Here is a 25,794-nt window from a genome sequence, read left to right as displayed (position 1 = left end):
ACCGTCCTGGTCCGGTGCCCTGAGCAACACCGGACCAGGAGGACCACCCGTGAAAGCGTCAGCTCGGGGATGCCGCCGCCATCACGCCCACGGCGATCCGCCCCTCCATCACACCGGGGTCCTCGGTGTGGGTGAGCGACGCGCCGAGGGAGCTCAGCAGTCTGCGCAGGCGCATGTTGTCGAACAGCAGGGTGACCCGCACCTCGGCGAAGCCGAGGTCCCGCGCCTGGGTGAGGAGCATGCGGGCGAGCGTGCCGCCGAGGCCCCGCCCCTGCCAGCGGTCCTCCACCAGCAGCGCGATCTCGGCGATGCCCGGGTCCGCGGTGAACAGCAGGCTCGCGAGGGCCACCACCTGCCCGTCGTGACCGGCGACGAGCGACTGCCCGCGGGCCCGGTCGCACAGCCGGTCGAGCATGCGCGGCGGCAGGTTGGGGTTCGAGGTGAAGTAGCGGAACCGGCGCGTCTCGGGCGAGCAGCGTTCGTGCAGGTCGCGCAGCGCCTCGCGGTACAACGGGGTCAACGGCTTGACCTGCACCTCCGCGCCGTCGGCGAGCCGCACCGGCCCCTCGGCCGCGGACGGCTCGGCCGGCGGCTGCGCCAGCCTCACCATCGCGGCGGCGCGGGCCGCCTCCGTCAGGGTGAACGGGAGCCCGGCACGGCGCAGCCGGATCGACCGGCGCGGCGCCACGGGCACCACCAGCAGCGTGGGATCGGGAAGCTCCGGCGTCTCCCCCTCGTTCCGGTCGCCGGGGCGCGCCGCCGCCGCGCCGTACACCCAGCGGGCGTCGTCGGCGCGCAGCAGTTCGCCCAGGATCTCCGGCAGGCGCCAGGGCGCCGACCGCAGCCGGGCGGCGAGCAGCAGCGTACGGGTCGGCTCGTCGGTCAGCTCGTGCGCGGTGGCGGGGACGATCCGCACGCGCCGCCCACCGGCCGCCTCCAGCGCCTCACGCACGGCCTCGGGGGACGCCGGGATCTCCGTGACGAACTCGTCGACCGTGCCGTCCGTGTCGGGCTGCACCGAGAGGCCGAGTATGTTCCCGCCCTTGTCGGCCAGGGCGGCCGCCAGCGACGCCAGCCGTCCCGGCCGCTCGTCCACGGTGGTCCGGATCCGGAAGAACCCCATCGGTGCCACTCCCTCCGTTGCGCTGACCCTCAGCCTGCCGGAGCGCTGTTACACGCTTGCTACACGGCGGTGAGCCGAGCGTTTCCGTTCGGTACGGCACGTTACGACCATGGTTATCCGCATGACTCCGCCCGATCCACCACGACATCCGTCGCCTAATGGCGACAATAGAACGGATATAGCAGGATATGTCGCATGAGCGCTCCCCTGTCTCCTGGCTTCGTCAACGGTGAGGTGTCCTTCTGGTACCGGTCGTCCGGGGTCCCGGCGCCCGGCGAGCGCCTCGACGGCGACACGCGGGCCGACGTGGCCGTGGTCGGCGCGGGCTACACCGGCCTGTGGACCGCCTACTACCTGAAGAAGGCAGATCCCTCGCTGCGGGTCGTCGTGCTGGAGAAGGAGTTCGCCGGCTTCGGGGCGTCGGGACGCAACGGGGGCTGGCTGACCGGAGCACTGGCCGGCTCTCCCGAGCGCTACGCGAAGACGCACGGCGCGGACGGCGCCCGGCGGCTGCAACGCGCGATGTTCGAGTCGATCGACGAGGTGATCCGGGTCGCCGCCGAGGAGGGCATCGACGCCGACATCGTCAAGGGCGGCCTGCTCACCGTCGCGCGGGGCACGGCGCAGGCGCTGCGGCTGCGCGAGGAACTGGCCGGTCAGCGCGAGTGGGGCTGGGGCCCCGAAGACGTCCGGCTGCTGTCCGGCGACGAGATGGACGACCGGCTCAGGGTCGCGGGCGCGGTCGCCGCGACCTGGACCCCCCACTGCGCCCGGATCCAGCCGGCCAAGCTCGCCCGCGGGCTGGCCGCGGCCGTACGGAACCTCGGCGTGGACGTCTACGAGGGAACCCCGGTGACCTCGATCGCCCCCGGCCGGGCGGTCACGCCGTACGGCACGGTGCGGGCGGACCACGTGCTGCGCTGCACCGAGGGGTTCACCGCCGGCATCGACGGCCACCACCGCGACTGGCTGCCGATGAACAGTTCCCTGATCGTCACCGAGCCGCTGCCGCCGGAGGTCTGGGACGAGATCGGCTGGCGGGGCCGCGAACTGCTCGGCGACATGGCGCACTACTACATGTACGCCCAGCGCACCGCCGACGACCGCATCGCGTTCGGCGGGCGGGGCAGGCCGTACCTCTACGGATCGCGGATCGACGAGCGCGGGCACACCCACGCCTGGACCGTGGACGCCCTGTGGGACCTGCTGGTCGCGTTCTTCCCCGCCGTCGCCCGCTCGCGGGTGGCGCACGCCTGGTCGGGCGTGCTCGGCGTGCCGCGCGACTGGTGCTCGGCGGTCCACCTGGACCCGGCGACCGGCCTCGGCTGGGCCGGCGGCTACACGGGCCACGGCGTGACCACCACCAACCTCGCCGGGCGCACGCTGCGCGACCTCGTGCTGCGCCGCGACACCGGCCTCACCCGGATGCCGTGGGTGGACCGGCGGGTGCGCGCCTGGGAGCCCGAGCCGCTGCGCTGGCTCGGCGTCCACTCGATGTACCGTCTCTACCGGCTCGCCGACGCCCGCGAGAGCGCGGGCATGACGAGGACGTCCGTGCTGGCCCGGATCGCCGACCGGATCACCGGCCACTGACCGGCGTCCCGCCCGGCTGTGCACCAGTCACCAGAAAGAAGGACACGACACCCGTGAGTTCCACCCTCCTCTTCCGCGGCGGCCGCGCCTTCACCACCGGTGGCTTCGCCGAGGCGGTGCTCGTGCGCGACGGCGTCATCGCCGCCGTCGGCGCCGAGGCCGACCTCGTACGGCTGGCCCCGGGCGCCGAGCCGGTCGACCTCGGCGGCGGCCTGCTGGCGCCGGGGTTCACCGACGCCCACATCCACCCGGTGCAGGCCGGGCTGGAGCGGGCCAAGTGCGACCTGTCCGAGGTGTACGGCCTCGACGCCTACAAAGCCGCGATAGGCGCCTATGCCGCGAAAAATCGGGAGAAGGAGTGGATCGACGGCGGCGGCTGGGACATGGCCGCCTTCCCCGGCGGCCTTCCCCACCGGTCCCAGCTCGACTTCCTCGACCGGCCGGCCTACTTCGTCCAGCGCGACCACCACGCGGCGTGGGTCAACACCCGGGCCCTGGAGCTCGCCGGGATCACCGCGGACACTCCCGACCCCGCCGACGGCCGCATCGAGCGCGACCCCGACGGCACGCCGAGCGGCGTGCTGCACGAGGGCGCGATGGACCTCGTCGGCCTGCTCACCCCCCGCCCGACCCCGGCCGACGTCGACGCCGCCCTGATGGACGCGCAGGCCCACCTGTTCTCCCTCGGCATCACCGGCTGGCAGGACGCCATCGTCGGCTCGTACGCCGGGTCGGACGACCAGCTGCCCGCCTACCTGTCCGCGGCCTCCTCCGGGCGGCTGAAGGCACGGGTGGTCGGCGCCCTGTGGTGGGACCGCGCCCGGGGGGCCGAGCAGATCCCCGGCCTGGTCGAGCGGCGGGCCATGGCCGAGGGCCTGGACCGGTTCCGGGCGACCTCCGTGAAGATCATGCAGGACGGCATCCCGGAGAACTTCACCGCCGCCGTCATCGAGCCCTACTGCCGCTGCGGCGGAACCGGCCTGTCGTACGTCGACCCCGCCCTGCTCGGCGGGTACGTCAAGGAACTGGACGCCCAGGGCTTCCAGGTGCACTTCCACGCCATCGGCGAGCGGGCCGTACGGGAGGCGCTCGACGCGCTGACCGGCACCGACCCCGCCAACCGCCACCACATCGCGCACGTGCAGATCATCACGCCGCAGGACGTGCCGCGGTTCGCCGAGATCGGCGTGACGGCCAACCTCCAGCCGCTCTGGGCGACGCACCACCTGCAGATGGACGAGCTGTGCATCCCCTACCTGGGCGAGGAGCGGGCGTCCTGGCAGTACCCGTTCGCCGACCTCGTACGGCACGGCGCCCGCCTCGCCGGGGGCTCCGACTGGCCCGTCTCCTCGGCCAACCCGCTGGAGGCGATGCACGTGGCGGTCAACCGCACCGAGCCGGGCAGCTCGGTCCACGCGACCTACCCCACCGCGCAGACGCCGTTCCTGCCGGAGCAGAGCCTCGGCCTGCGGACGGTCATGACCGCCTACACCGAGGGATCGGCCTGGATCAACCGCTCCCCCGCCGGGGTGATCGAGGCGGGCCGCCCGGCCGACCTCGTCGTCCTCGACCGCGACCCCTTCACCCTCGACCCGAAGGACATCTGGACGGCCAGGGTCGTCATGACCTTCCTCGACGGCGAACAGGTGCACGGCTGACGGGACGGGCGGCCCGCGTGCGTCACGCGGGGTGCTCGGACGCGGAGTGCTCGGACGCGGAGTGCTCGGACGCGGAGTGCTCGGCGCACAGGCAGCCGACGCCCTTCTCGATCCACTCCCGGCCGTCCCACTCCGGGTGCCGCTCGATCATGAGCGCCCGCACCTCCTCGGCGATCGTCTGCTCGCTCACGGCGGAGTCCCGGCGCGCCCAGGTCTCGTCGCGCAGCAGTTCGAGGTAGTCGCGCACGTCGGCGAGCAACTCCGGGCCGCCGAGGTCGCCGTGGCCGGGCACGACCACCCGCGGCGACGCGTCGGCCAGCCGCCGCATCACCGCGATCCAGCGGATGCCGGACACGTCGGTGTCGTGCGGCGGGAACCAGGGAAAGATGGCGAACTGCCCGGCCTCCACGAGATCGCCGGTGAACATCACCCCCGCGTCGGGGACCGTGACCACCTGGTCGCCCCTGCTGTGCGCCCGGCCGGTCGCCCGCAGCCGCACCGTCCGCCCGCCCAGGTCGAGGTCGTACGCGTCGTCGTAGACGACGTCCGGGACGGCGATCTCGACGCCCGCGAGCTGCCGGGCCACCGGTTCGCCGAGGCCCCTGAACATCTCCAGGTAGGCGGCGCCCTTCGTGGCCAGGTCGTCGGCCTGGGCCCGGTTGACCAGGAAGGTCGCCTCCCCGGCGAACACCTGCGCGCCGAACGCGTGCTCCGGGTGGAAGTGCGTCGTGGTCAGATACAGTCTGCGGCCCGCCGCGTACTCGGCCGCGAACCCGAGCACGGTCTCGGCGTTCCGCGGGCCCATCCCGGTCTCGACGACCAGCACGGAGTGCGTGCCGCCGATCACGCCGATGTTGGGCACCAGCTGGACCCGCCGGTTGGGGATCACCACCAGGTCGCGGGCGAGCTCCCGCACCTCCTCGATCCGCACGACGGGCTCGGGCAGCGGGCGTTCGGATCGCATGGGTTCGGACGGCGAGTATGCGGGCATGGCGTTCACTCCTCGGAGAGCCTGACAACCGGGCCGCACCAGTCCAGTACGGGCCGCTCCGGCGGGTCCAACACCGGTTGCGCACGCCCGATACCGTGCCGGTATCGTCGCCGGTGATGGACCTACGCTCGCTGCGCTATTTCGTGGCCGTCGCCGAGGAACGGCACTTCGGGCGGGCCGCCGCCCGGCTGCACATGACCCAGCCGCCGCTGAGCCGCGCCGTGAGGCAGTTGGAAACCGACCTCGGCGTCCTCCTGCTGCACCGGTCACCGGCGGGCGTCACGCCGACCGCCGCCGGCGCCGCGCTCTACGACGAGGCACGTGCGCTGCTGGAGCAGGCGGAGCGGGCGCGTGCCCGGGTCGCCGCCGCGGCCGGCGCCGCCACGTTGACCGTCGGCACACTCGCGGACAGCGCCGAACAGGCCGGAGCACGGCTCGCCGCGGCCTTCCGCCGGCGTCACCCCGGAGTCCGGGTCCGCGTCCGCGAAGCCGACTTCACCGACCCGACCACGGGCCTCCGGGCGGGCCTCGTCGACGTCGCCCTCACCAGGGCGCCGTTCGACGACTCCGGGATCACCACCCGCCTGCTGCGCTCCGATCCCATGGGGGTGGTCCTGCGGGCCGACGACCCGCTCGCCCGCCGCGAGACCGTACGGCTGAGCGATCTCGCCGGTCGCCGGTGGTTCCGGCTGCCGGAGGACACCGACCCTGTCTGGCGCGCCTACTGGAACGCCTCCACGCCCGGCGACGAACTCCGGGACGGCCCGGTGGTGCGCACCGTCCACGAGTGCCTGCAGGCCGTCCTGTGGAGCGGCACGGTCGGGCTGGCGCCCGCGGCCCACACGCTGCCCGAAGGGCTCACGTCGGTCCCGCTGGCCGACATGCCGCCCAGCCGCCTCGTCCTGGCCTGGAACAGCGCCGACGCCAACCCGCTGGTGCGTTCGTTCGGCCACATCGCCGCGGCCGTGTACCGCTCCGCGCACGGGGAACCAGCGCTGTGAAGGGCCGTACGGCCGGGAGAGCGGCCGTGTGCCATCGCCGGTTCAGCCGAATCGGCGGGGCATGAACGGCTGGTCGCGGGAGGCGGCGACGGCCGCGAAGCCGTACCGGAGCATCTCCCGCTCGTATTCCGCCAGGGCGGCGGGCACCGGCACGTCCCGGGCGGCGGCCTCGGCCAGCGTGCGGGTGAGCAGAGCGGCGTCGCGGAGCGTGACGTTGGCGCCCTCCCCCCGCCCGGGAGACATGCTGTGGATCGCGTCACCGAGCAAAGTGACGTTCCCGGTGGTCCAGGGCTCGACGGGCCGGGCGGTCCGCGGGGCGACGGGGAAGGTGGCGGACACGTCGGCCCCCTCGACGATCCCCCGGGCCGCCGGGTGGAAGCCGGCGATCGCCTCCAGGGCCGCTCGGTGCAGGGTGGCGGCATCGGCCTGCCGGAGGTCGGCCGCGCTCCCCCAGCCGCCGTCGCACGACACCTGCCAGGCGAAGTAGGCCGGCACCGGAGTGAGTCGTACGGCGGGAGACCCCGGTGGCGCTTCGCCGGCCCGGCAGGTGGCGACCGAAAGAGCCGGGCCGGCGGGATCGATAAGCCGGTTGAAGGTGTCCACGAGGATCGCGGGCACCCGCTCCAGCATCCCGGGCGTGATCGGTGTGCGGCCGTAGACGAACACGCCGGCGTCGTCGACCACCGCCTCGGGCAGCAACTGGCGGCGCACCCGGGAGCCGGTCCCGTCCGCGCCGACGAGCAGGTCGCCCACGGCGGAGGTCCCGTCGGCGAAGTGCGCGCGGACGCGGCCGTCCGGCAGATGGTCGTACCGGACGAACTCCGCGCCGAAGTGGACGATTCCGTCCAATCCGGCGAGGAGGATCTCCCGCAGCGTGAGCCGGTTCACCCCGAAGAACCGGTCCCCCGGGAGGGGCGGGATGGGCTTTTCGAACTTGGGGACGAGGCGGTGGTCGAGGAACGCCATCCGCGTGGCCGGGCGCAGGGACGTCGCCACGCACAGGTCGAACAGGTCGTCCGGCAGGCAGGCGCGCAGGCCCGCGCTGCCGTCCTCCTTTATGGAGATGCGCCAGCCCTGGCCGCGGAAGAACGGCGAGCCGTCGCGTTCGTAGAGGGCGACCCCGACGCCGGCCTTCCTGAGCCCCTGGGCGAGGGACAGGCCGCCGATGCCGCCGCCGATGATCAGTACCTGCATGCGGGTCCTTTCGGTGGGCCGGTCCAGCGTACGACAATAGCTGTCGCGACAGCAACAGTCGCGTCAGTTATCATGCGGGGATGACGAACGACCGACGGGTGCCCGGGGGCGACGGCGTCCCGATCCAGCTCGTGCTCGGGGGCGGGTCCCTGCTCAACCAGGTGGGGCGCGAACTGCGCACGGTGGTGGACGGCATGCTGGCGCCGTACGACCTGACGGCCCAGCAGGCGGCGCTGCTGCTGAGCGCGGCGCGGCAGGAGACCAGCCCCAACCGGCTCGCGCCCGAGCTGGGCACCGACACCGCGGGCATGACGAGGCTGCTCGACCGCCTGGAGGCGAAGGGCCTGGTGCGGCGGCGCCGGCACCCGGACGACCGCCGGTCGGTCGTCGTCGAGGTGACCGGGCAGGGCCGCGCGCTCGTGCCGCGGCTCGCGCCCGTGTTCGGCAGGGCGAGCGCCCGGCTGCTCGCCGGTCTCTCCGAGGAGGAGGTGCGCCTGCTCACGGCGTTGCTGGAGCGGATGCTGCGCAACCTCAGACAGGACGCCTGAACGGCCCGCCCGCGAGGGCCGGCTGCGTGCGGGACCGGCGTGGGCGGAACTGCGGTGGGCGGGAACGGCGGTGTGGGCAGGAACGCGAAAGCCCGGAGCCGTGAAGGCTCCGGGCCTGCTCAGGTTGCCGGGACCGCTCTCGCGGCCCCGGGCACCCGGCTACTTCCTCGTCGTCCGCGGATCGATGACCCCCGCGGACGCCGTCCGGGCGACCTCGCCGGTCAGTAGATCGGGCGGGAGGAGGAGCGCAGCCGCTCCAGCGCCTCGGCGAGGATCTGCGCGCCGTCCTTGTCGCTGCGGCGCTCCTTCACGTACGCGAGGTGCGTCTTGTACGGCTCGTTGCGCGGCGGAGCCGGAGGGTTCGACTGGTCCTGCCCGGCCGGAAGCCCGCACCGCGGGCAGTCCCAGAACTCGGGGACGGCCGCGTCACTGGCGAAGCTCGGGCGCGTCTCGTGCATGTTGGCGCACCAGAACGGGACCCGCACACGGGGGGCGGCCTCGCCGCGTTCGGCCTCTCCCATGGGGCCGGCGCCGACTCGGCTGCCACGGATCGCGTTGCCACTACCCACCGATGAACTCCTTGCTCGATCGCCCCGCGGACGGGGGAAGGTGAATCTCTGTCACGCGTGGCCGGAGACCGTCTACGGCTTGAGCAGCAGGCCCAGCGCGATGATGCAGACGAACCAGACGGTGCCCGTGATGACGGTCAGGCGGTCCAGGTTGCGCTCGACCACCGACGATCCGCCGAAGGACGACGAGAAGCCGCCGCCGAACAGGTCGGACAGGCCGCCGCCCTTGCCCTTGTGAAGCAGCACGAGCAGCACCATCAAGGAGCTCGCCAGGATGAGGGCGATGGAGATTCCGATTATCACCGTAGACCTGTTCCTAATATCCGGGCGTGCACGACGCGGTGCACGGCGTCATCAACGTGCGAGTGCACGATGCCGTCAGCGTTGCGGATGCACGATGCCATCAGCGTGACGATTCATTTGTGTCCTTCGAGGGTACGACTTGTTGTCAAGTCGCACCCCCCGAACGGCACAGCTAGCCGGAGACTTCGCCGAAACGGCAGATCTTGACGTACTCCCCCGCATCGAGGCTGGCCCCTCCGACGAGGGCGCCGTCGATGTCGGCTTCCGCCATGATCCCGGCGACGTTGTCCGACTTCACCGAGCCACCGTAAAGGATACGGACAGCGGCGGCCACATCGTCACCGTAGAGCTCGGCGAGTCGCGTCCTGATGGCGCCGCACACCTCCTGGGCGTCCTTCGGGGTGGCGACCTCGCCGGTCCCGATCGCCCAGACCGGCTCGTACGCGACCACGATCGACTTCACCTGGTCGGCGGGCACGCCGTCCAGCGCGCCGTCGAGCTGCGCCAGCGTGTGCTCGACCTGGCGGCCCTCCTGGCGCACCGGCAGCCCCTCGCCCACGCACAGGATGGGCGTCAGCGAGTGCCGGTAGGCGGCCTTGACCTTGGCGTTGCACAGCGCGTCGTCCTCGCCGTGGTACTGCCGCCGCTCCGAGTGACCCACGAGGACGTAGGCGCAGCCGAGCTTGCCCAGCATCGCCCCGGAGATCTCCCCGGTGTACGCCCCGGAGTCCTGCGCGGACAGGTCCTGCGCGCCGTAGGCGATACGCAGCTTGTCGGCGTCCACCAGCGTCTGCACGCTGCGCAGGTCGGTGAACGGCGGGATGACCGCCACCTCCGCCCTGTCGTGGTCGCGGTCGTTCAGCGAGAACGCCAGCTTCTGCACCAGGTTGATGGCCTCGAGGTGGTTGAGGTTCATCTTCCAGTTGCCGGCGAAAAGCGGCTTGCGCGCCATCTAGTCCTCCAGCGCCGCGAGTCCGGGCAGCGTCTTGCCTTCGAGGTACTCGAGGCTGGCGCCGCCACCGGTGGAAATGTGCGAGAAGCCGTCCTCGGGCAGCCCGAGCCTGCGTACGGCCGCGGCGGAGTCGCCGCCGCCGACCACGGTGAACGCCTCGGACGCCACCAGCGCCTCGGCCACCGCGCGGGTGCCGCCGGAGAACGCGTCGAACTCGAACACGCCCATGGGGCCGTTCCAGAACACGGTCCGCGCGTCGGCCAGCTTGGAGGCGAACAGCTCACGGGTGCGGGGGCCGATGTCGAGGCCCTCGCGGTCGGCCGGAATCGCGGTGGCCTCCACGACGTCGTGCGGGGCGTCGGCCCCGAACTCGGTCGCGGCCAGCACGTCGACCGGCAGCACCAGCTCGACCCCGCGGGAGGCCGCCTCGTCGAGGAAGCCCTTCACCTGGTCGATCTGGTCCTCCTGCAGCAGCGACTTGCCCACCTCGTGGCCCTGGGCCTTGAGGAAGGTGTAAGCCATGCCGCCGCCGATGAGCAGGCGGTCCACCTTGGCCAGCAGGTTGGCGATCACGCCGAGCTTGTCGGAGACCTTCGCGCCGCCCAGGACGACGACGTACGGCCTGGCCGGGTCCTCGGTGAGCCTGCGCAGCACGTCGACCTCGGCGAGGACCAGGTCGCCCGCCGCGTGCGGCAGCCGCTTGGGCAGGTCGTAGACGCTGGCGTGCTTGCGGTGCACGGCGCCGAAGCCGTCGCCGACGTAGACGTCGGCGAGGGCGGCGAGCCGCTCCGCGAACTCGGCCCTGACCGCGTCGTCCTTGGACTCCTCGCCCGGCTCGAAGCGCAGGTTCTCCAGCAGGGCGACCTGCCCGTCCTGGAGGCCCGCGACCACGCTCTGGGCCGACTCGCCGACCGTGTCGGAGGCGAACGCCACGTCCTCGCCGAGCAGCTCGGCCAGCCGCCGGGAGACCGGGGCGAGCGAGTACTTCGGCGTGACGGAGCCCTTGGGCCGGCCGAGGTGCGCGGCGACGACGACCTTCGCGCCGCGCTCCAGCAGCTTCCTGATCGTCGGCACCGACGCGCGGATGCGCCCGTCGTCGGTGATCGTCTCCCCGTCGAGGGGGACGTTGAGGTCGGCGCGCACGAACACGCGCCGGCCCTTCACGTCGAGCTCGTCGATTCCGATCATCAGAGGGAGGCGCCCACGAACTCGATGAGGTCACCGAGGCGGTTGGAGTAACCCCACTCGTTGTCGTACCAGCCGACGACCTTGACCTGGTTGCCGATGACCTTGGTGAGACCGGCGTCGAAGATGCAGGACGACGGGTCGGTGACGATGTCGCTGGAGACGATCTCGTCCTCGGTGTAGGTCAGGAAGCCCTTGAGCGGGCCCTCGGCGGCGGCCTTCAGCGCGGCGTTGACCTCCTCGACGGAGGTCTCGCGGCCGACCTCGACGGTCAGGTCGGTGGCCGAGCCCGTCGGGATCGGCACCCGCAGCGCGTAGCCGTCGAGCTTGCCCTTGAGCTCGGGCAGGACCAGGCCGATGGCCTTGGCGGCGCCGGTGGAGGTCGGGACGATGTTCAGCGCGGCGGCGCGGGCGCGGCGCAGGTCCTTGTGCGGGCCGTCCTGCAGGTTCTGGTCCTGCGTGTAGGCGTGGATGGTGGTCATCAGACCCTTCTCGATACCGAAGGTGTCGTTGATGACCTTGGCCATCGGGGCCAGGCAGTTGGTGGTGCAGGAGGCGTTCGAGATGATCGTGTGAGCCGCCGGGTCGTACTTGTCGTGGTTCACGCCCATGACGATCGTCACGTCTTCGTTCTTCGCCGGCGCGGAGATGATGACCTTCTTCGCGCCGTTGTCGGCGTGCACCTTGGCCTTGGTGGCGTCGGTGAACAGACCGGTCGACTCGACGACGACGTCGACGCCCAGGTCGCCCCAGGGCAGCTTGGCCGGGTCGCGCTCGGCGAAGGTCTTGATCGCCTTGCCGTCGACGGTGATCTCGTCAGCCGAGGACTTGACCTCGTACGGCAGGCGGCCCAGGATGCTGTCGTACTTCAGCAGGTGGGCCAGCGTGGCGTTGTCGGTGAGGTCGTTGACGGCCACGACCTCGATGTCCTTGCCGCTGGCCGCCACAGCGCGCCAGAAGTTGCGGCCGATACGGCCGAAGCCGTTGACGCCTACGCGGATGCTCACGGATCCGATCTCCTCGTACGTCGTGCGCCGGTGTACCGGCGCCAGGGCTGTGTTAAACCTCAATGACAGACCCTATCGGACCCAAATTGGTGTAGACCACGGGGCCGTGTTTTGGCGGCGTGTCCGGCCCCGCGAGCCGGTGAACGGCTCCGTTCTCCCAGGCGGCGGCCCCGGAAACCCTCCCGGCGGCGGCCGGGAGCGGGTCAGTGCGCGAGCATGTCGGCGGTGAGGTTGGCCTCGGTGTTGGCGATGCCGAGGTCCTGGGCGCGCTTGTCGGCCATGGCGAGCAGCCGCCGGATGCGCCCGGCGATGGCGTCCTTGGTCAGCGGCGGATCGGCGATCTGGCCCAGCTCCTCGAGGGACGCCTGCTTGTGATCCACCCGGAGCCGGCCCGCGATCACCAGGTGCTCGGGGGCGTCGTCGCCGAGGATCTCCAGCGCGCGCTGGACCCTCGCCCCCGCCGCCACGGCCGCCCGGGCGGACCTGCGGAGGTTGGCGTCGTCGAAGTTGGCCAGGCGGTTCGCGGTGGCCCGCACCTCCCGGCGCATCCGCCGCTCCTCCCAGGCCAGCACACTGTCGTGCGCGCCGAGCCGGGTCAGCAGCGCGCTGATCGCGTCGCCGTCGCGCACGACCACCCGGTCGACCCCGCGCACCTCACGGGCCTTGGCGTGGATCTTCAGGCGCCGGGCGGAGCCGACCAGGGCCAGCGCCGCCTCCGGCCCGGGGCAGGTCACCTCCAGCGACATCGACCGGCCCGGCTCGGTCAGCGAGCCGTGGGCGAGGAAGGCTCCCCGCCAGGCGGCCTCGGCGTCGCAGGTGGCGCCGGACACGACCTGCCGGGGCAGGCCGCGCACCGGCCGGCCGTGGTTGTCGATGAGACCGGTCTGCCGGGCGAGCGCCTCGCCGTCCTTGTAGACCCGTACGACGTAGCGCGAGCCCTTGCGCAGCCCGGCCGGGGCCAGCACGAGCACCTCGGCCTTGTGGCCGAAGACCTCCCCGATGTCCTTGATGAGCCGGCGGGCCGTGGCGTTGGTGTCGAGCTCGGCCTCGATCACGATCCGCCCGCCCACGAGGTGCAGCCCGCTGGCGAACCGCAGCAGCGTCGACACCTCGGCCTTGCGGCAGCACGGCTTGAGCACCGGAAGGCGGCTCAGCTCGTCTTTCACCACGCCCGTCATGGCCATCTGCGCGTGTCCTCCCCCAAACAGACTCTGCCCGTCAGTCTCTCGCACCTTGGGAGCAGGCAATCACCGCTTCACGCGGAAAATCTCGGCCAGGACAGCGGCAAGTCGTGGTCCGTCGTGCCGGGCAGATCCGTCAGACGCTGCCACATCGGCCAGAACGACCCGGGCGCCCATCGCCCCCGCGGCCTTCTCCAGCGCCCTCGCGTCGCCCACGACCGCACGGTCGGCGACCACCGCGTCGAGGAGCAGGGCGGGGGCGTGCTCCCTGAGCACCTCCAGGTGCCGTTCGGGGGAGAAACCGTCGGTCTCGCCGGCCTGCGGCGCCAGGTTGAGGATCAGCAACCGGCGGGCGCCGCTCTCGTGCAGCGCCCGGGCGAGCTCGGGCACCTTGAGGTGCGGCAGCACGCTGGTGAACCACGACCCCGGCCCGAAGACCACCCAGTCGGCGGCCTCGATGGCCTCGATCGCCTGGGGGCAGGCGGGCGGGTCGGGCGGCAGCAGCGAGATGGAGCGCACCCGGCCGGGCGTCAGCGCGCAGGCGACCTGCCCGCGCACCGTCGTGACGGCGCCGTCCAGCTCGACCTCCGCCTGGATGTCGAGCGGCACCGACGCCATCGGCAGCACCCGGCCGTGGGCTCCGAGGAGCCGGCCCACCCACTCCAGGCCGACGACGGGGTCCTCCAGGAGCTCCCACAGGGCGACGATGAGGAGGTTGCCGACGGCGTGCCCGTGCAGGTCGCCCTCGCTGCGGAAACGGTGCTGGACCACCTCGCTCCAGGTCCTGCCCCACTCGTCGTCGCCGCACAGGGCCGCGAGCGCCATCCGCAGGTCGCCGGGGGGCAGGACGCCGAGCTCACGCCTGAGACGGCCGCTGGAGCCGCCGTCGTCGGCGACGGTCACCACGGCCGACAGATCATCGGTGACGGTCCTGAGGGCCGACAGGGAGGCGTACAGGCCGTGACCGCCGCCGAGCGCGACAACCTTGGGCCCGCTGCCCGCGGGTGCCGCGTCGTTCCGGGGGTCGTTCCGGGGGCCGCTGAGGGGGTCGTTCAGCATCCAGTCACCGTACGCCCCTTCCGGCGTGATTCGCCCTACATGCGTCGTCACGCGAGCACGGCGGGGGACGCCGTGCCGGGCGGGCGGGGTCTACTCGCGGCCCACGTCCCGGTGGCTGACCTGGACGTCCATGCCGCGGTCGCGGAAGCGGGCGCCGAGTTGCTCGGCCATCGCCACGCTGCGATGCTTGCCGCCGGTGCAGCCGACCGCGAGAGTGGCGTAGCTCTTGCCCTCGCGGGCGTATCCCGCGGCCACCACGCCGAAGACCTCCTCGTAGCCGTCGAGGAACTCCTTGGCGCCGGGCTGGCTGAGCACGTAGTCGCGCACGGGCGCGTCGAGGCCGTTCATCGGCCGCAACTCCGGCACCCAGTGGGGATTGGGCAGGAACCGGCAGTCGACCACGAGGTCGGCGTCGACCGGCATGCCGTACTTGTAGCCGAAGGACACCACGTTCACCTTGAGCCCCGGACGGTCCTCGCCGCCGAAGAACGAAACGATCTTCTTGCGCAGCTCGTGGACGTTCAGCAGGGACGTGTCGATGACCAGGTCGGCGTTGGCGCGGATCTCGCGGAGGATGCCGCGCTCACGGTCGATCCCGTCGACGAGCCGCCCGTCGCCCTGCAGGGGGTGGGGCCGCCGCACGTTCTCGAACCTGCGGACCAGCCCCTCGTCGCTGGCTTCGAGGAACACCACCCGGACGCCGACGCCGCGCCCGTCGAGTTCCTTGATCGCGGCGTTGAGGTCGGTGGTGAAGGCGAGGCTGCGCACGTCCACCACGGCCGCGACCCGGTCGGCGGCCACGTTCACCCGGCCCGCCTCCTCGGCGAGCGAGGACAGCAGGCCGGGCGGCAGGTTGTCGATGACGAACCAGCCGAGGTCCTCCAGGGCCTTCGCAGCGGTGCTGCGCCCCGCGCCCGACATACCCGTGATCACCACGAATGCCGGCTCAGTCGTGCTCATCGCCCGCTCACCGCCTTGCCGCCCGATGTCCAGCCCAACCTATCAACCGGCCGTCCCGCGGCACCCCGCGACGCACCCGGGCATCGCCCGTTCACGACCCCTGCCCGGCGGGTGACGGGCTCTGCCCGCGCAGCGCCGCCACGATGGCCTCGGCGGTCGCCGGCCCGATGCCGGGGACCGTCTGGATCTCCTCCGCGCTGGCCTCGCGCAGCCGCTTCACCGAGCCGAAGTGACGCAGCAGCGCCTGCCGTCGCGCCGGGCCCAGGCCCGGCACCTGGTCGAGCGCGCTCTCCCGGAGCGGTTTCGACCTCTTCGACCGATGGTAGGCGATGGCGAACCGGTGCGCCTCGTCCCGGACACGCTGCAACAGGTACAGTCCCTCGCTGCTGCGCGGAAGGATCACCGGCTGGTCGTCGCCGGGCAGCCAGACCTCTTCCAGCCGCTTGGCCAGGCCGCAGACCGCGACGTCGTCGACGCCGAGCTCGTCCAGCGCCCGCCGGGCGGCCGCGGCCTGCGCCGGGCCGCCGTCCACCACGACGAGGTTGGGGGGATAGGCGAACTTCCGGGGACGGCCGGTCTCCGGGTCGATCGGCGTCCCCACCGCCGGTTCGCGCGCGCCGTCGTCCGAGGCCGGCTCGGCGTCCAGCTCCCCGGTCGCCACGCGCTCTTCCAGATAGCGCTTGAACCTGCGGCAGATGACCTCGTATATCGAGGCCACGTCGCCCTCGCCGCTCCGGATGGAGAAGCGGCGGTACTCGCTCTTGCGGACGAGGCCGTCCTCGAAGACCACCATCGAGGCGACCACGTTCTCCCCCTGGATGTGGGAAACGTCGTAGCACTCGATCCGCAGCGGCACCTGGTCGAGGTCGAGGGCGTCGGCGATCTCCTGCAGGGCCCGGCTGCGCGTGGTCAGGTCGCTCGCCCGGCGCAGCTTGTGCTGGGCCAGCGACTCCTTCGCGTTGCGCTCGACGGTCTCCATGAGGCTCTTCTTGTCGCCCCGCTGGGGGACCCGCAGGTCCACCCGGGAGCCCCGCTGCTCGCTCAGCAGCTCGGCCAGCGCCGTCTCGTCCGGCGGCCGGGCGGGCACGAGGATCTCGCGCGGGATCGCCGCCTCGCCGTACATCTGCAGCAGGAACTGCTCGACCAGCTCGCCGGGGGTGGTCTCCTCGACCTTGTCGACCACCCAGCCGCGCTGGCCGCGGATGCGCCCGCCGCGCACGTAGAAGACCTGGACCGCCGCCTCCAGCGGATCCTCCGCGAGGGCGATCACGTCGCAGTCGGTGTCGTCGCCGAGCACCACCGTCTGCTTCTCCAGCGCCCGCTGCAACGCCTGCACGTCGTCGCGGAGCCGGGCGGCCCGCTCGTACTCCTCCACGGCGGCGGCGTCGCGCATCTCGCGCTCCAGCCGCTTGATGAACCGCCCGGTGTTACCGGCCATGAAGTCGCAGAAGTCCTCGGCGAGGGCGCGGTGCTCCTCGGGGGTGACCCTGCCGACGCAGGGCGCGGAGCACTTGTCGATGTATCCGAGCAGGCACGGCCGCCCGATCTGCCCGGCCCGCTTGAACACGCCCGCCGAGCAGGTGCGCACGGGGAAGACCCGCAGCAGCAGGTCGACGGTCTCCCGGATGGCCCAGGCGTGCGAGTAGGGGCCGAAGTAGCGGGTGCCCTTCCGCTTGGCCCCCCGCAGCACCTGCACCCGGGGAAAGTCCTCCCCCATCGTCACGGCCAGGAAGGGATACGACTTGTCGTCGCGGTACTTGACGTTGAACCGCGGGTCGAACTCCTTGATCCAGGAGTATTCGAGCTGGAGCGCCTCGACCTCGTTGCCGACCACGGTCCAGTCCACCGAGGCCGCGGTCGTGAGCATGGTCTGCGTCCGGGGGTGCAGGCCGGCGAAGTCCGCGAAGTAGGAGTTGAGCCGCTGTCGAAGGCTCTTCGCCTTGCCGACGTAGACGACCCGGCCGTCCGGGTCACGGAAGCGATAGACGCCTGGCGATTCGGGGATCGATCCGGGCGCCGGTCGGTAGGTTGCCGGGTCCGCCACAACCCAAAGACTACTGGCCCCCACCGACATTCCCGCCGCCTCCGCGATCGTTCCGGGAGACGGCCTTTACGTCGTAGATCAAAAGCCCGGAAGGACGTGCGCGTCCCGGGTACGCCGCGGGCCGGTGGCGGCCGTCGCGATCTCGCGCGACGGCCTCCACCGGCCCGCGGGCGGCTCAGGCGAGGGTGATGCTGTCGCCGCTGACCGTGATCTTCTTCTCCGGGAGGGGCTTGCTCGCCGGAGGGTTGGTCACGGACCCGTCCTTGGCGCTGAACTTGCTCTTGTGGCACGGGCAGACGATCTCGTTGTCCGCGACGCTCCCGACCGGGCAGCCCTTGTGGGTGCAGGTCGCGCTGAACGCCTTGAACGTGCCGGCCTCGGGCTGGGTGATGACGACGTCCTGGTCCTTGAAGACCTTGCCGCCGCCGACCGGGATGTCGGAGGTCTTCGCGATCTCCCCGCCGCCGCCCGCCGCGGCCTGACCGTCCGCCGGAGCCTGCTCGGACGTGGCCGTGCTGTCACCGCCCGAGCACGCGCTCAGCACGGCCGCCACCCCGGCCCCTCCGGCACCGAGGATCACGGCCCGGCGTGTCGATTCCGTCATGCTCTTCCTTCCCTCGTACCGCGGCCCGGGACGGATGTCCGTCCCGGGTTCTCCCCTTGCGTGACGCGTCACCCCTGTGTGTCCAGGTACGGCCTTCACCCGTGGCCGGTTCAGCCGGCCCGTTCGGTGAGCCGGTTCAGTGCGACATTGCGGGGGACGCCGCCCGAGCGGAAAGAGTAGGGAGAAATCATGAGACGAACTCTCATACAGCCAGGATTTTCCTGAGGAACGCGCCGGTGTGGCTCTCCTCGGCCTTCGCGACCTCCTCGGGGGTGCCGGTGGCGACGACGGTGCCGCCCCCGGACCCGCCCTCGGGTCCCATGTCGACGATCCAGTCGGCGGTCTTGATGACGTCGAGGTTGTGCTCGATGACGATGACCGTGTTGCCCGCGTCCACGAGCCGGTTGAGCACGCCGAGCAGCCGCCGGATGTCCTCGAAGTGCAGGCCGGTGGTGGGCTCGTCCAGCACGTACACCGTGCGGCCGGTCGAGCGCCGCTGCAGTTCGGAGGCGAGCTTGACCCGCTGGGCCTCGCCGCCGGACAGCGTCGTGGCCGGCTGGCCCAGCCGTACGTACCCGAGCCCGACGTCGTTCAGTGTCTGCAGGTGGCGGCGGATGGCGGGGATCGCCTCGAAGAACTCCAGCGCCTCCTCGATCGGCATGTCGAGGACCTCGGAGATCGTCTTGCCCTTGTAGTGGACCTCCAGGGTCTCCCGGTTGTACCGGGCGCCGTGACAGACCTCACAGGGGACGTAGACGTCCGGCAGGAAGTTCATCTCGATCTTGATGGTGCCGTCGCCCGAGCACGCCTCGCAGCGCCCGCCCTTGACGTTGAAGCTGAACCGGCCCTGCAGGTAACCGCGGACCTTCGCCTCGGCCGTGGCCGCGAACAGCTTGCGCACGTGGTCGAAGACGCCGGTGTACGTCGCGGGGTTGGACCTCGGCGTCCGGCCGATCGGCGACTGGTCGACGTGGACGACCTTGTCGACCAGGTCGGTGCCGGCCACCCGGGAGTGCCGTCCGGGCACGGTCTTCGCGCCGTTCAGCTCCTTGGCCAGCGCGGCGTACAGGATGTCGTTGACGAGCGTCGACTTGCCCGAGCCGGAGACGCCGGTGACCGCGGTGAACACGCCGAGCGGGAACTCGACGTCCACGCCCTTCAGGTTGTGCTCGCGGGCGCCCTTCACGACGAGCTGGCGCTTGCGGTCGCGCGGGCGCCGGAGCTCCGGCACGATGATCGCCTTGCGGCCCGACAGGTACGCGCCGGTCAGCGACTCCTCGCTGGCGAGCAGTTCCGGCACGGTGCCGGACACGACGACCTGGCCGCCGTGCTCGCCCGCGCCGGGGCCGATGTCGACGACCCAGTCGGCGGCGGCGATGGTGTCCTCGTCGTGCTCGACCACGATCAGCGTGTTGCCCATGTCGCGCAGCCGGATCAGCGTCTCCAGCAGGCGCTGGTTGTCGCGCTGGTGCAGGCCGATGGACGGCTCGTCCAGCACGTAGAGCACGCCGACCAGGCCCGACCCGATCTGGGTGGCCAGCCGGATCCGCTGCGCCTCGCCGCCCGCCAGCGTGCCGGCGGCGCGGTCGAGCGTCAGATAGTCGAGGCCGACGTCGAGCAGGAAGCCCAGCCGCGCGTTGATCTCCTTGACCACCCGCTCGGCGATGTGCATGTCGCGCTCGGAGAGGCGCAGGCCGGTCAGGAACCTCGCGCAGTCGGCGATCGACATCCCCGAGACCTCGGCGATCGAGGCGTCCCCCACGGTCACGGCCAGTGAGACCGGCTTGAGGCGGCGGCCCCGGCAGGCCGGGCAGGGCACCTCGCGCATGAAGCCCTCGAACCGCTCCCGGCTGGCGTCGCTCTCCGACTCGGCGTGCCGGCGCTGCACCCAGGGGATCACGCCCTCGAAGTCGGTGTAGTAGGAGCGCTGCCTGCCGTACCGGTTGCTGTAGCGGATGTGCACCTGCTCGTCGTGGCCGTGCAGGATCGCCTTTCGCGCCTTCTTCGTCAGGCGTTCCCAGGGGGTGTCGAGGTCGAAGCCGAGCGTGTTGCCGAGCGCCTCGATCAGGCGGACGAAGTAGTCGCTGGTGTGGCCGTTCGCCCACGGGCTGATCGCGCCGTCGCCGAGCGTGCGCTCGGGGTCGGGCACGAGGAGGTCGGGGTCGACCTCCATGCGGGTGCCGAGGCCGGTGCATTCGGGGCACGCGCCGAACGGCGAGTTGAAGGAGAACGACCGGGGCTCCAGCTCCTCGAACGACAGGTCGTCGTAGGGGCAGTAGAGGTGCTCGGAGTAGAAGCGCTCGCGGTTGGGGTCGTCGTCCGGGAGGTCGACGAAGTCGAGGGTGATCGTGCCGCCGGACAGCTGCAGCGCGGTCTCCACCGAGTCGGTCAGCCGGCGCCGCGCGCTCTCCTTGACCGAGAGCCGGTCGACGATGACCTCGATGTCGTGCTTCTCGTACTTCTTGAGCGTCGGCGGCTCCTCCAGCCGCACGATCGTGCCGTCGACGCGGGCCCGCGCGTATCCCTTGGTCTGCAGCTCGCGGAACAGCTCGGCGTACTCCCCCTTGCGCCCGCGCACGATCGGGGCGAGCACCTGGAACCGGGTGCCCTCCTCCAGTTCGAGCACGCGGTCGACGATCTGCTGGGGCGTCTGGCGGGCGATCGGGCGACCGCACTGGGGACAGTGCGGCTTGCCGATGCGGGCCCACAGCAGCCGCAGGTAGTCGTAGACCTCGGTGATCGTGCCGACGGTGGAGCGGGGGTTGCGGCTGGTCGACTTCTGGTCGATGGAGACGGCCGGCGACAGGCCCTCGATGAAGTCCACGTCGGGCTTGTCCATCTGGCCCAGGAACTGCCGGGCGTAGGCGGACAGGGACTCCACGTACCGCCGCTGCCCCTCGGCGAAGATCGTGTCGAAGGCCAGGCTGGACTTGCCGGACCCCGAGAGCCCGGTGAATACGATCAGAGCGTCTCGCGGGAGGTCGAGCGAGACGTCCTTCAAATTGTGTTCGCGTGCGCCACGCACGATCAGGCGGTCAGCCACGGTGGTCCCGATAAGTCGATGAGGTTGATGGAGGTGCACGGGCAGGCTATCCAGAGCCACCGACAATTCCAGGGGACGTCGTCCGGCGGCCGGAGGGGGCGATCCCGGGTGCTGTCCGGAGACACGCTCCGTCACCAGGGTATGAGCTTCGTCAAACCCTCGCCCGCGTTCCGCGCGAAACCCCTGCTCATACAACCGCCGGAGACGTCCTGCTCTTCCCGGCGGGCCGTGGGGAGCAGCCGGAGGCGCCAGGGGCATGATTTCCTCCATGTCCGTCATCGACGAAATCGAGCGGGAGCTGGCCGAGGCGACGGAGCGTCTGCTGGCGACCGCCACCCGCCTCACCGACGAGGATCTCCGCGCGCCGTCCCCGCTGCCCGGCTGGACCCGGGGGCACGTGCTCACCCACATCGCCCGCAACGCCGACAGCTGCGTCAATCTGCTCACCTGGGCGCGTACCGGGGTGTACACGCCGCAGTACCCCTCCGCGGCGGCTCGCGAGGCCGGCATCGAGGCGGGCGCCGCGCGCCCGGCCGGGGAGCAGGTCGCCGATCTGCGGGACAGCGCCGAGCGGTTCGCCGCGGCGGTCACGGCCATGCCCGCCGCCGCCTGGACCGCGCCGGTCTCCGCGATGACCCCGCCCGAGCATCCCGCCTGGTACGTCCCCGTCCGCCGGCTCAGGGAGATCGAGGTGCACCACGCCGACCTCGGGGCAGGCTACGGATGGGCCGACTGGCCCGAGGCGTACGTGCGCCGGGAGCTCCACGACACACTGCGCTGGCTCGGCGGAACCTGCCCGGTGGGCGTGGTCGTCGCGCGGGACCCGGAGACCGGCGAGATCGCGGGTGTGTGGACGGACCTCGGCGACGGCCCCTCGGTGGAGGGATCGCCCCGCGAGCTGCTCGCCTGGCTCGCGGGAAGGACCACCGGCGAGCGGCTGCGGATCGCCCCGGCCGGCACGCTCCCCGGGGCGGACGGCGCGCTGCCCGGTCGGATCCCGGACGGGAGACCGCCGGCCGCGCCGCCCTGGCCGGAGTCCGCCCCGGAGGGACTGCCCGCCGAGCCCCCGGCGACCTGGCCGCCGGCAGAGCCGGTCCACCGTTAGAGAGGAACGACGATGAGCTACACCGGAAACGTCACCAAGGGCGGGGCCGCCGACGTGCGGGAGGTCCCCGGGCTGACGATCTCCAAGATCGAGGTCGGCGACTTCGGCAACAACGCGTACCTGCTGCGCTGCACGGACACGGGCGACGGGCTGCTGATCGACGCGGCGGCCGAGCCGCACCGGCTGCTCGGCCTGATCGGCGACATGCCGATCAGCTCCATCGTGACCACCCACCGGCACCCGGACCACTGGGGAGCGCTGGAGGAGGTCGCCCGGGCCACCGGCGCGCAGACCGTCGCCCACCCTCTGGACGCCCCCGAACTGCCGGTGGAGACGACCCTGGAGGTGGAGCACGGCGACCGGGTGACGGTCGGGGTGGTGACACTGGACGTCATCCACCTGCGCGGCCACACGCCCGGCTCGATCGCGCTGCTCTACCAGGACCGCCACCTGTTCACCGGCGACTCCCTCTTCCCGGGCGGCGTCGGCAACACGCAGAAGGACCCGGCGCGGTTCGAGCAGCTGTTCACGGACGTGGTGGAACGGATCTTCGACCGGCTGCCGGACGACACGTGGGTCTACCCCGGTCACGGCCGCGACACCACGCTCGGCGCCGAGCGGCCGCACCTGCCCGAGTGGCGGGCCCGCGGCTGGTGATTGATTCGGGGGGCTCCTGCGGGGCAGCGGTGACCGCACGGACCGTCTGAGGAGCCCCCGATGACTTCCCCCACAACCAGCCTCCTGTCCACCCCTCCCGAGGCGACCCTGCGGGCCGCGGCCGCGTGGAGCGGCCACGACACCCGCCTGATCCTCGCCGCGCTGGCCGGCATCGCGGTCATCGTGCTGCTGATCACGAAGCTGCGCGCGCATCCGTTCCTCGCCCTGGCGATCGGCTCCGGGACTCTGGGGCTGGTGGCGGGCATGGCGCCGCAGAAGCTGATCGACAGCTTCTCCGCGGGCCTCGGCTCAACGGTGGCCGGGGTCGGCGTGCTGATCGCGCTCGGCGCCATGCTGGGCAAGCTGCTGGCCGACTCGGGCGGAGCCGACGAGATCGTCGACGGGATCCTCCGCCGCACCGGCGACCGCGCCCTGCCGTGGGCGATGACGCTGATCGCGGTGCTCATCGGGCTGCCCATGTTCTTCGAGATCGGGCTGGTCCTGCTGATCCCGGTGATCCTGCTGGTGGCCCGGCGAAGCTCGCGGCCGCTGCTGCTGATCGCGGTTCCCGCCCTGGCCGGGTTGTCCGTGCTGCACGGCCTGGTACCCCCGCATCCCGGGCCGCTGGTCGCGATCGACACGCTCAAGGCCGACCTCGGGCTCACGCTCGGGCTGGGGCTGCTGGTCGCGATCCCCACCGTGATCGTGGCCGGTCCGCTGTTCGCCCGGTTCGCCGCCCGATGGGTGGAGCCCACGCCGCCCGAGCGCCTCGAACGGGAGCAGACTCCCGAGCCGGAGGACGGGGAACGCCGGAGGCCGTCCTTCGGCGTCACGATGGCCACGATCCTGCTGCCGGTCGTGCTGATGCTCGGCCGGGCCGTCGCGGAGATCGTCCTGCCGGAGGGCGGTGCCGTACGCACCGCGCTGGAGGTCCTCGGCACCCCTCTGATCGCCTTGCTGATCGCGGTGATCGTGGCGATGTTCACGCTCGGCCGCCCGGCCGGCCTCGGCCGCGGCGGCGTCTCCTCGACGATCGCCGACTCGCTCCCGCCGATCGCCGGGATCCTGCTCATCGTCGGCGCCGGAGGCGGGTTCAAGCAGACCCTGGTCGACTCCGGGGTGGGCAAGGTCATCGGCGAGGCCGCGCAGGGCGCGAACGTGCCCGTGCTGGTGCTCGGCTGGCTGATCGCCGTCGGAATCCGGCTGGCCACCGGATCGGCCACGGTCGCGACCATATCCGCGGCCGGGATCGCCGCCCCGCTCGCCGCCGGGCTCTCCCCCGCCCACGTCGCGCTGCTCGTGCTCGCCATCGGCGCGGGGTCGCTGTTCTTCTCCCACGTCAACGACGCCGGGTTCTGGCTGGTCAAGGAGTATCTGGGCATGTCGGTCGGCCAGACGATACGCACCTGGTCGATCATGGAGACGATCATCTCCGTGGTGGCGTTCTGCTGCGTGCTCCTGCTCGGCCTGGTGGTCTGAAGCCCGTCACCGTTCCCGTTCCGGTCGCGTCCGTATAGTGGTCGGCGCACATCGTCCATCCCCTGGAGCCGGGCACCACATGGAGATCACCGGAATCGAGCTGCGCCGGATCGCGATGCCGCTCGTCGCGCCGTTCCGCACGTCGTTCGGCACCGAGACCACCCGCGACGTCCTGCTGGTGCGGGTCGTGACCCCGGAGGCCGAGGGCTGGGGCGAGTGCGTGGCGATGTCCGAGCCGCTGTACTCCTCCGAGTACGCGGACGGCGCGGCCGACGTGATGCGGCGCTTCCTGATCCCGGCGCTGCCCCGCACGGCGGACCCGCAGGCCGTCGGCCCGGCCCTCGCGCCGATCCGGGGGCACCGCATGGCCAAGGCGGCGCTGGAGGCGGCCGTGCTCGACGCCTCGCTGCGCGTCACCGGCGAGTCCTTCGGCCGCTTCCTCGGCGCCACCCGCGACCGGGTCCCGTGCGGAGTCTCAATCGGGATCACCGGGTCGGTGGCCGAACTGCTCGACACCGTCGAGGGGTACGTCGAGGAGGGGTACGTACGGGTCAAGCTGAAGATCGGGCCGGGCTGGGACGTCGCACCGGTGCGCGCGGTCAGGGAGCGTTTCGGGGAGGACCTGCTGCTCCAGGTCGACGCGAACGCGGCCTACACGCTGGCCGACGCCCGCCACCTCGCCCGGCTGGACGCCTTCGATCTGCTGCTGATCGAACAGCCGCTCGCCGACGACGACCTCGTGCAGCACGCCCGGCTCGCCCGCACCCTCCGTACGCCGATCTGCCTGGACGAGTCCATCGAGTCGGCGGCCCACGCGGCGGCGGCGATCACCCTCGGCGCGTGCTCGGTGGTCAACATCAAGCCGGGCCGGGTGGGCGGCTACCTGGAGGCGCGGCGGATCCACGACCTGTGCCGCGCCCACGGCGTCGCGGTCTGGTGCGGGGGGATGCTGGAGACCGGGATCGGCCGGGCGGCCAACGTGGCGCTGGCGGCGCTGCCGGGGTTCACCCTGCCCGGGGACACCTCCGCGTCCCGCCGCTACTTCGGCACCGACGTCACCCCGCCGTTCGAACTGAGCGGCGGGCACCTCGACGTGCCGGCCGGCCCGGGCCTCGGCGTGGAGCCCATCTCGGAAGTGCTCAACGAGGTCACCACCGCGACGGAGTGGATTTCGTTCTGAGTGGATTCCGTTCCGGACGGCTGATCTCAGGCGTCGCCCAGGGCCGGATGCGGCCTCGGCTCGCCGGTGGTGAACACCTTCACGATGCGGTCGGCCGCGAGGGCGGGCTCCTCCGCGCTCTCCACCACGTCGCCCCACGACCAGCGGTAGAACCAGCCGTCCGGCATCGCGACACAGTCCACGGTCTCGGAGAACAACGCCGCGTCGGGATCCCGGACCTTCAACGACGGCGGATCGGGGCGCAGGGACGCCTCCAGCCCGCGCAGCTCCAGCTCCCTGGCCAGCTTGCCGAGGAAGTATGTGCGGGTGTGCTCACGAGGCATGGCGACCGGGCTCCAATGGAATAGGCGTTGTATCC

23 protein-coding genes are annotated in these 25,794 nt (G+C 71.9%); 8 read left to right on the top strand and 15 right to left on the bottom strand.

The window, feature by feature from the left end:
- Positions 1-58 precede the first annotated feature (58 nt).
- The gene (locus F5972_RS17385; RefSeq protein ID WP_150934623.1) at positions 59-1,123 is read right to left on the bottom strand and encodes a GNAT family N-acetyltransferase; all 1,065 of its coding nucleotides are present in this window, start codon (positions 1,121-1,123) and stop codon (positions 59-61) included.
- A gap of 195 nt (positions 1,124-1,318) precedes the next feature.
- Between F5972_RS17385 and F5972_RS17380 the strand changes: the two genes are divergently transcribed.
- Together F5972_RS17380 and F5972_RS17375 are read left to right on the top strand one after the other, a co-directional pair.
- Positions 1,319-2,716 (top strand): NAD(P)/FAD-dependent oxidoreductase, encoded by a 1,398-nt coding sequence (locus F5972_RS17380; RefSeq protein ID WP_150934622.1) that lies wholly within the window; start codon positions 1,319-1,321, stop codon positions 2,714-2,716.
- 53 nt (positions 2,717-2,769) lie between these two features.
- Entirely contained in the window at positions 2,770-4,374 is a 1,605-nt protein-coding gene (locus F5972_RS17375) for an amidohydrolase (protein WP_150934621.1), read from the top strand.
- A 22-nt stretch (positions 4,375-4,396) separates the two neighbouring features.
- Here F5972_RS17375 and F5972_RS17370 read toward each other — a convergent pair whose 3' ends face one another.
- Positions 4,397-5,338, bottom strand: coding sequence for an MBL fold metallo-hydrolase (locus F5972_RS17370; protein ID WP_150934620.1), 942 nt, complete (start codon positions 5,336-5,338; stop codon positions 4,397-4,399).
- A 143-nt stretch (positions 5,339-5,481) separates the two neighbouring features.
- Here F5972_RS17370 and F5972_RS17365 point away from each other — a divergent pair, with 143 nt between their 5' ends.
- A complete protein-coding gene (locus F5972_RS17365) occupies positions 5,482-6,366 on the top strand; it encodes a LysR family transcriptional regulator (protein WP_150934619.1) in 885 nt (294 codons plus the stop codon).
- A gap of 42 nt (positions 6,367-6,408) precedes the next feature.
- Here the strand turns inward: F5972_RS17365 and F5972_RS17360 are convergent, their stop codons facing one another.
- On the bottom strand, positions 6,409-7,560 hold the full coding sequence (locus F5972_RS17360) for an FAD-dependent oxidoreductase (protein ID WP_150934618.1): 1,152 nt from the start codon (positions 7,558-7,560) through the stop codon (positions 6,409-6,411).
- A gap of 80 nt (positions 7,561-7,640) precedes the next feature.
- On the opposite strand from F5972_RS17360, the gene F5972_RS17355 reads away from it, so the two are divergent.
- Positions 7,641-8,108, top strand: coding sequence for a MarR family winged helix-turn-helix transcriptional regulator (locus F5972_RS17355; protein WP_150934617.1), 468 nt, complete (start codon positions 7,641-7,643; stop codon positions 8,106-8,108).
- 221 nt (positions 8,109-8,329) lie between these two features.
- On the opposite strand, the gene F5972_RS17350 is transcribed toward F5972_RS17355, so the two are convergent.
- The 11 genes from F5972_RS17350 to uvrA form a co-directional block, all read right to left on the bottom strand.
- Positions 8,330-8,677 (bottom strand): RNA polymerase-binding protein RbpA, encoded by a 348-nt coding sequence (locus F5972_RS17350; protein ID WP_111699330.1) that lies wholly within the window; start codon positions 8,675-8,677, stop codon positions 8,330-8,332.
- Positions 8,678-8,749: 72 nt separating this feature from the next.
- A complete protein-coding gene (gene secG, locus F5972_RS17345; protein WP_150934616.1) occupies positions 8,750-8,980 on the bottom strand; it encodes a preprotein translocase subunit SecG in 231 nt (76 codons plus the stop codon).
- A gap of 172 nt (positions 8,981-9,152) precedes the next feature.
- Positions 9,153-9,932, bottom strand: coding sequence for a triose-phosphate isomerase (tpiA, locus tag F5972_RS17340; protein ID WP_111699332.1), 780 nt, complete (start codon positions 9,930-9,932; stop codon positions 9,153-9,155).
- Positions 9,933-11,120, bottom strand: a complete 1,188-nt coding sequence (locus F5972_RS17335) for a phosphoglycerate kinase (RefSeq protein ID WP_150934615.1) — start codon at positions 11,118-11,120, stop codon at positions 9,933-9,935. It lies immediately after the preceding gene.
- Positions 11,120-12,124: a type I glyceraldehyde-3-phosphate dehydrogenase gene (gap, locus tag F5972_RS17330; protein WP_150934614.1), complete on the bottom strand. Its 1,005-nt coding sequence runs from the start codon at positions 12,122-12,124 to the stop codon at positions 11,120-11,122. The genes F5972_RS17335 and gap overlap by 1 nt, the downstream gene beginning before the upstream one ends.
- Before the next feature lie 203 nt (positions 12,125-12,327).
- Complete coding sequence (whiA, locus tag F5972_RS17325) at positions 12,328-13,308, bottom strand: DNA-binding protein WhiA (protein WP_150934613.1); 981 nt, start codon at positions 13,306-13,308, stop codon at positions 12,328-12,330.
- Positions 13,309-13,371: 63 nt separating this feature from the next.
- Entirely contained in the window at positions 13,372-14,364 is a 993-nt protein-coding gene (locus F5972_RS17320) for a gluconeogenesis factor YvcK family protein (RefSeq protein WP_150934612.1), read from the bottom strand.
- A gap of 90 nt (positions 14,365-14,454) precedes the next feature.
- Positions 14,455-15,324, bottom strand: a complete 870-nt coding sequence (gene rapZ / locus F5972_RS17315) for an RNase adapter RapZ (RefSeq protein WP_150934611.1) — start codon at positions 15,322-15,324, stop codon at positions 14,455-14,457.
- Positions 15,325-15,415: 91 nt separating this feature from the next.
- Entirely contained in the window at positions 15,416-17,368 is a 1,953-nt protein-coding gene (gene uvrC / locus F5972_RS17310) for an excinuclease ABC subunit UvrC (protein ID WP_150934610.1), read from the bottom strand.
- Between the two features lie 175 nt (positions 17,369-17,543).
- The gene (locus tag F5972_RS17305; RefSeq protein ID WP_150934609.1) at positions 17,544-17,972 is read right to left on the bottom strand and encodes a Rieske (2Fe-2S) protein; all 429 of its coding nucleotides are present in this window, start codon (positions 17,970-17,972) and stop codon (positions 17,544-17,546) included.
- A 202-nt stretch (positions 17,973-18,174) separates the two neighbouring features.
- On the bottom strand, positions 18,175-21,015 hold the full coding sequence (gene uvrA / locus F5972_RS17300) for an excinuclease ABC subunit UvrA (protein ID WP_150934608.1): 2,841 nt from the start codon (positions 21,013-21,015) through the stop codon (positions 18,175-18,177).
- Between the two features lie 268 nt (positions 21,016-21,283).
- Here uvrA and F5972_RS17295 point away from each other — a divergent pair, with 268 nt between their 5' ends.
- From F5972_RS17295 to menC, 4 genes are all read left to right on the top strand, one after another.
- Positions 21,284-22,120 carry a maleylpyruvate isomerase family mycothiol-dependent enzyme gene (locus tag F5972_RS17295; RefSeq protein WP_150934607.1) on the top strand — a complete coding sequence of 279 codons (837 nt, stop codon included), beginning with the start codon at positions 21,284-21,286 and terminating at the stop codon, positions 22,118-22,120.
- A 12-nt stretch (positions 22,121-22,132) separates the two neighbouring features.
- Positions 22,133-22,777, top strand: coding sequence for an MBL fold metallo-hydrolase (locus F5972_RS17290; protein ID WP_150934606.1), 645 nt, complete (start codon positions 22,133-22,135; stop codon positions 22,775-22,777).
- Positions 22,778-22,837: 60 nt separating this feature from the next.
- Positions 22,838-24,256: a GntT/GntP/DsdX family permease gene (locus F5972_RS17285; protein ID WP_150934605.1), complete on the top strand. Its 1,419-nt coding sequence runs from the start codon at positions 22,838-22,840 to the stop codon at positions 24,254-24,256.
- Between the two features lie 79 nt (positions 24,257-24,335).
- Entirely contained in the window at positions 24,336-25,436 is a 1,101-nt protein-coding gene (gene menC, locus F5972_RS17280; RefSeq protein WP_150934604.1) for an o-succinylbenzoate synthase, read from the top strand.
- A gap of 26 nt (positions 25,437-25,462) precedes the next feature.
- On the opposite strand, the gene F5972_RS17275 is transcribed toward menC, so the two are convergent.
- Positions 25,463-25,759, bottom strand: coding sequence for a hypothetical protein (locus tag F5972_RS17275; protein WP_150934603.1), 297 nt, complete (start codon positions 25,757-25,759; stop codon positions 25,463-25,465).
- Positions 25,760-25,794: the final 35 nt, after the last annotated feature.

Origin of the sequence: Microbispora cellulosiformans, assembly GCF_008728085.1 — a bacterium.
Classification (GTDB): Bacteria; Actinomycetota; Actinomycetes; order Streptosporangiales; family Streptosporangiaceae; genus Microbispora; species Microbispora amethystogenes.
The sequence above is the reverse complement of the archived record's forward strand: the minus strand, read 5'-3'. Positions and strand labels throughout refer to the sequence as shown.

Excerpts from the sequence above, each read along its gene's own strand:
- F5972_RS17380 (WP_150934622.1), top strand. The coding sequence starts at position 1,319 with ATGAGCGCTCCCCTGTCTCCTGGCTTCGTCAACGGTGAGGTGTCCTTC.
- F5972_RS17285 (WP_150934605.1), top strand. The coding sequence starts at position 22,838 with ATGACTTCCCCCACAACCAGCCTCCTGTCCACCCCTCCCGAGGCGACC.
- F5972_RS17295 (WP_150934607.1), top strand. The coding sequence starts at position 21,284 with ATGTCCGTCATCGACGAAATCGAGCGGGAGCTGGCCGAGGCGACGGAG.
- F5972_RS17370 (WP_150934620.1), bottom strand. The coding sequence starts at position 5,338 with ATGCGATCCGAACGCCCGCTGCCCGAGCCCGTCGTGCGGATCGAGGAG.
- F5972_RS17305 (WP_150934609.1), bottom strand. The coding sequence starts at position 17,972 with ATGACGGAATCGACACGCCGGGCCGTGATCCTCGGTGCCGGAGGGGCC.
- F5972_RS17320 (WP_150934612.1), bottom strand. The coding sequence starts at position 14,364 with ATGCTGAACGACCCCCTCAGCGGCCCCCGGAACGACCCCCGGAACGAC.
- tpiA (WP_111699332.1), bottom strand. The coding sequence starts at position 9,932 with ATGGCGCGCAAGCCGCTTTTCGCCGGCAACTGGAAGATGAACCTCAAC.
- F5972_RS17275 (WP_150934603.1), bottom strand. The coding sequence starts at position 25,759 with ATGCCTCGTGAGCACACCCGCACATACTTCCTCGGCAAGCTGGCCAGG.
- whiA (WP_150934613.1), bottom strand. The coding sequence starts at position 13,308 with ATGGCCATGACGGGCGTGGTGAAAGACGAGCTGAGCCGCCTTCCGGTG.
- F5972_RS17355 (WP_150934617.1), top strand. The coding sequence starts at position 7,641 with ATGACGAACGACCGACGGGTGCCCGGGGGCGACGGCGTCCCGATCCAG.
- F5972_RS17365 (WP_150934619.1), top strand. The coding sequence starts at position 5,482 with ATGGACCTACGCTCGCTGCGCTATTTCGTGGCCGTCGCCGAGGAACGG.
- F5972_RS17360 (WP_150934618.1), bottom strand. The coding sequence starts at position 7,560 with ATGCAGGTACTGATCATCGGCGGCGGCATCGGCGGCCTGTCCCTCGCC.
- F5972_RS17385 (WP_150934623.1), bottom strand. The coding sequence starts at position 1,123 with ATGGGGTTCTTCCGGATCCGGACCACCGTGGACGAGCGGCCGGGACGG.
- F5972_RS17290 (WP_150934606.1), top strand. The coding sequence starts at position 22,133 with ATGAGCTACACCGGAAACGTCACCAAGGGCGGGGCCGCCGACGTGCGG.
- rapZ (WP_150934611.1), bottom strand. The coding sequence starts at position 15,324 with ATGAGCACGACTGAGCCGGCATTCGTGGTGATCACGGGTATGTCGGGC.
- menC (WP_150934604.1), top strand. The coding sequence starts at position 24,336 with ATGGAGATCACCGGAATCGAGCTGCGCCGGATCGCGATGCCGCTCGTC.
- F5972_RS17335 (WP_150934615.1), bottom strand. The coding sequence starts at position 11,120 with ATGATCGGAATCGACGAGCTCGACGTGAAGGGCCGGCGCGTGTTCGTG.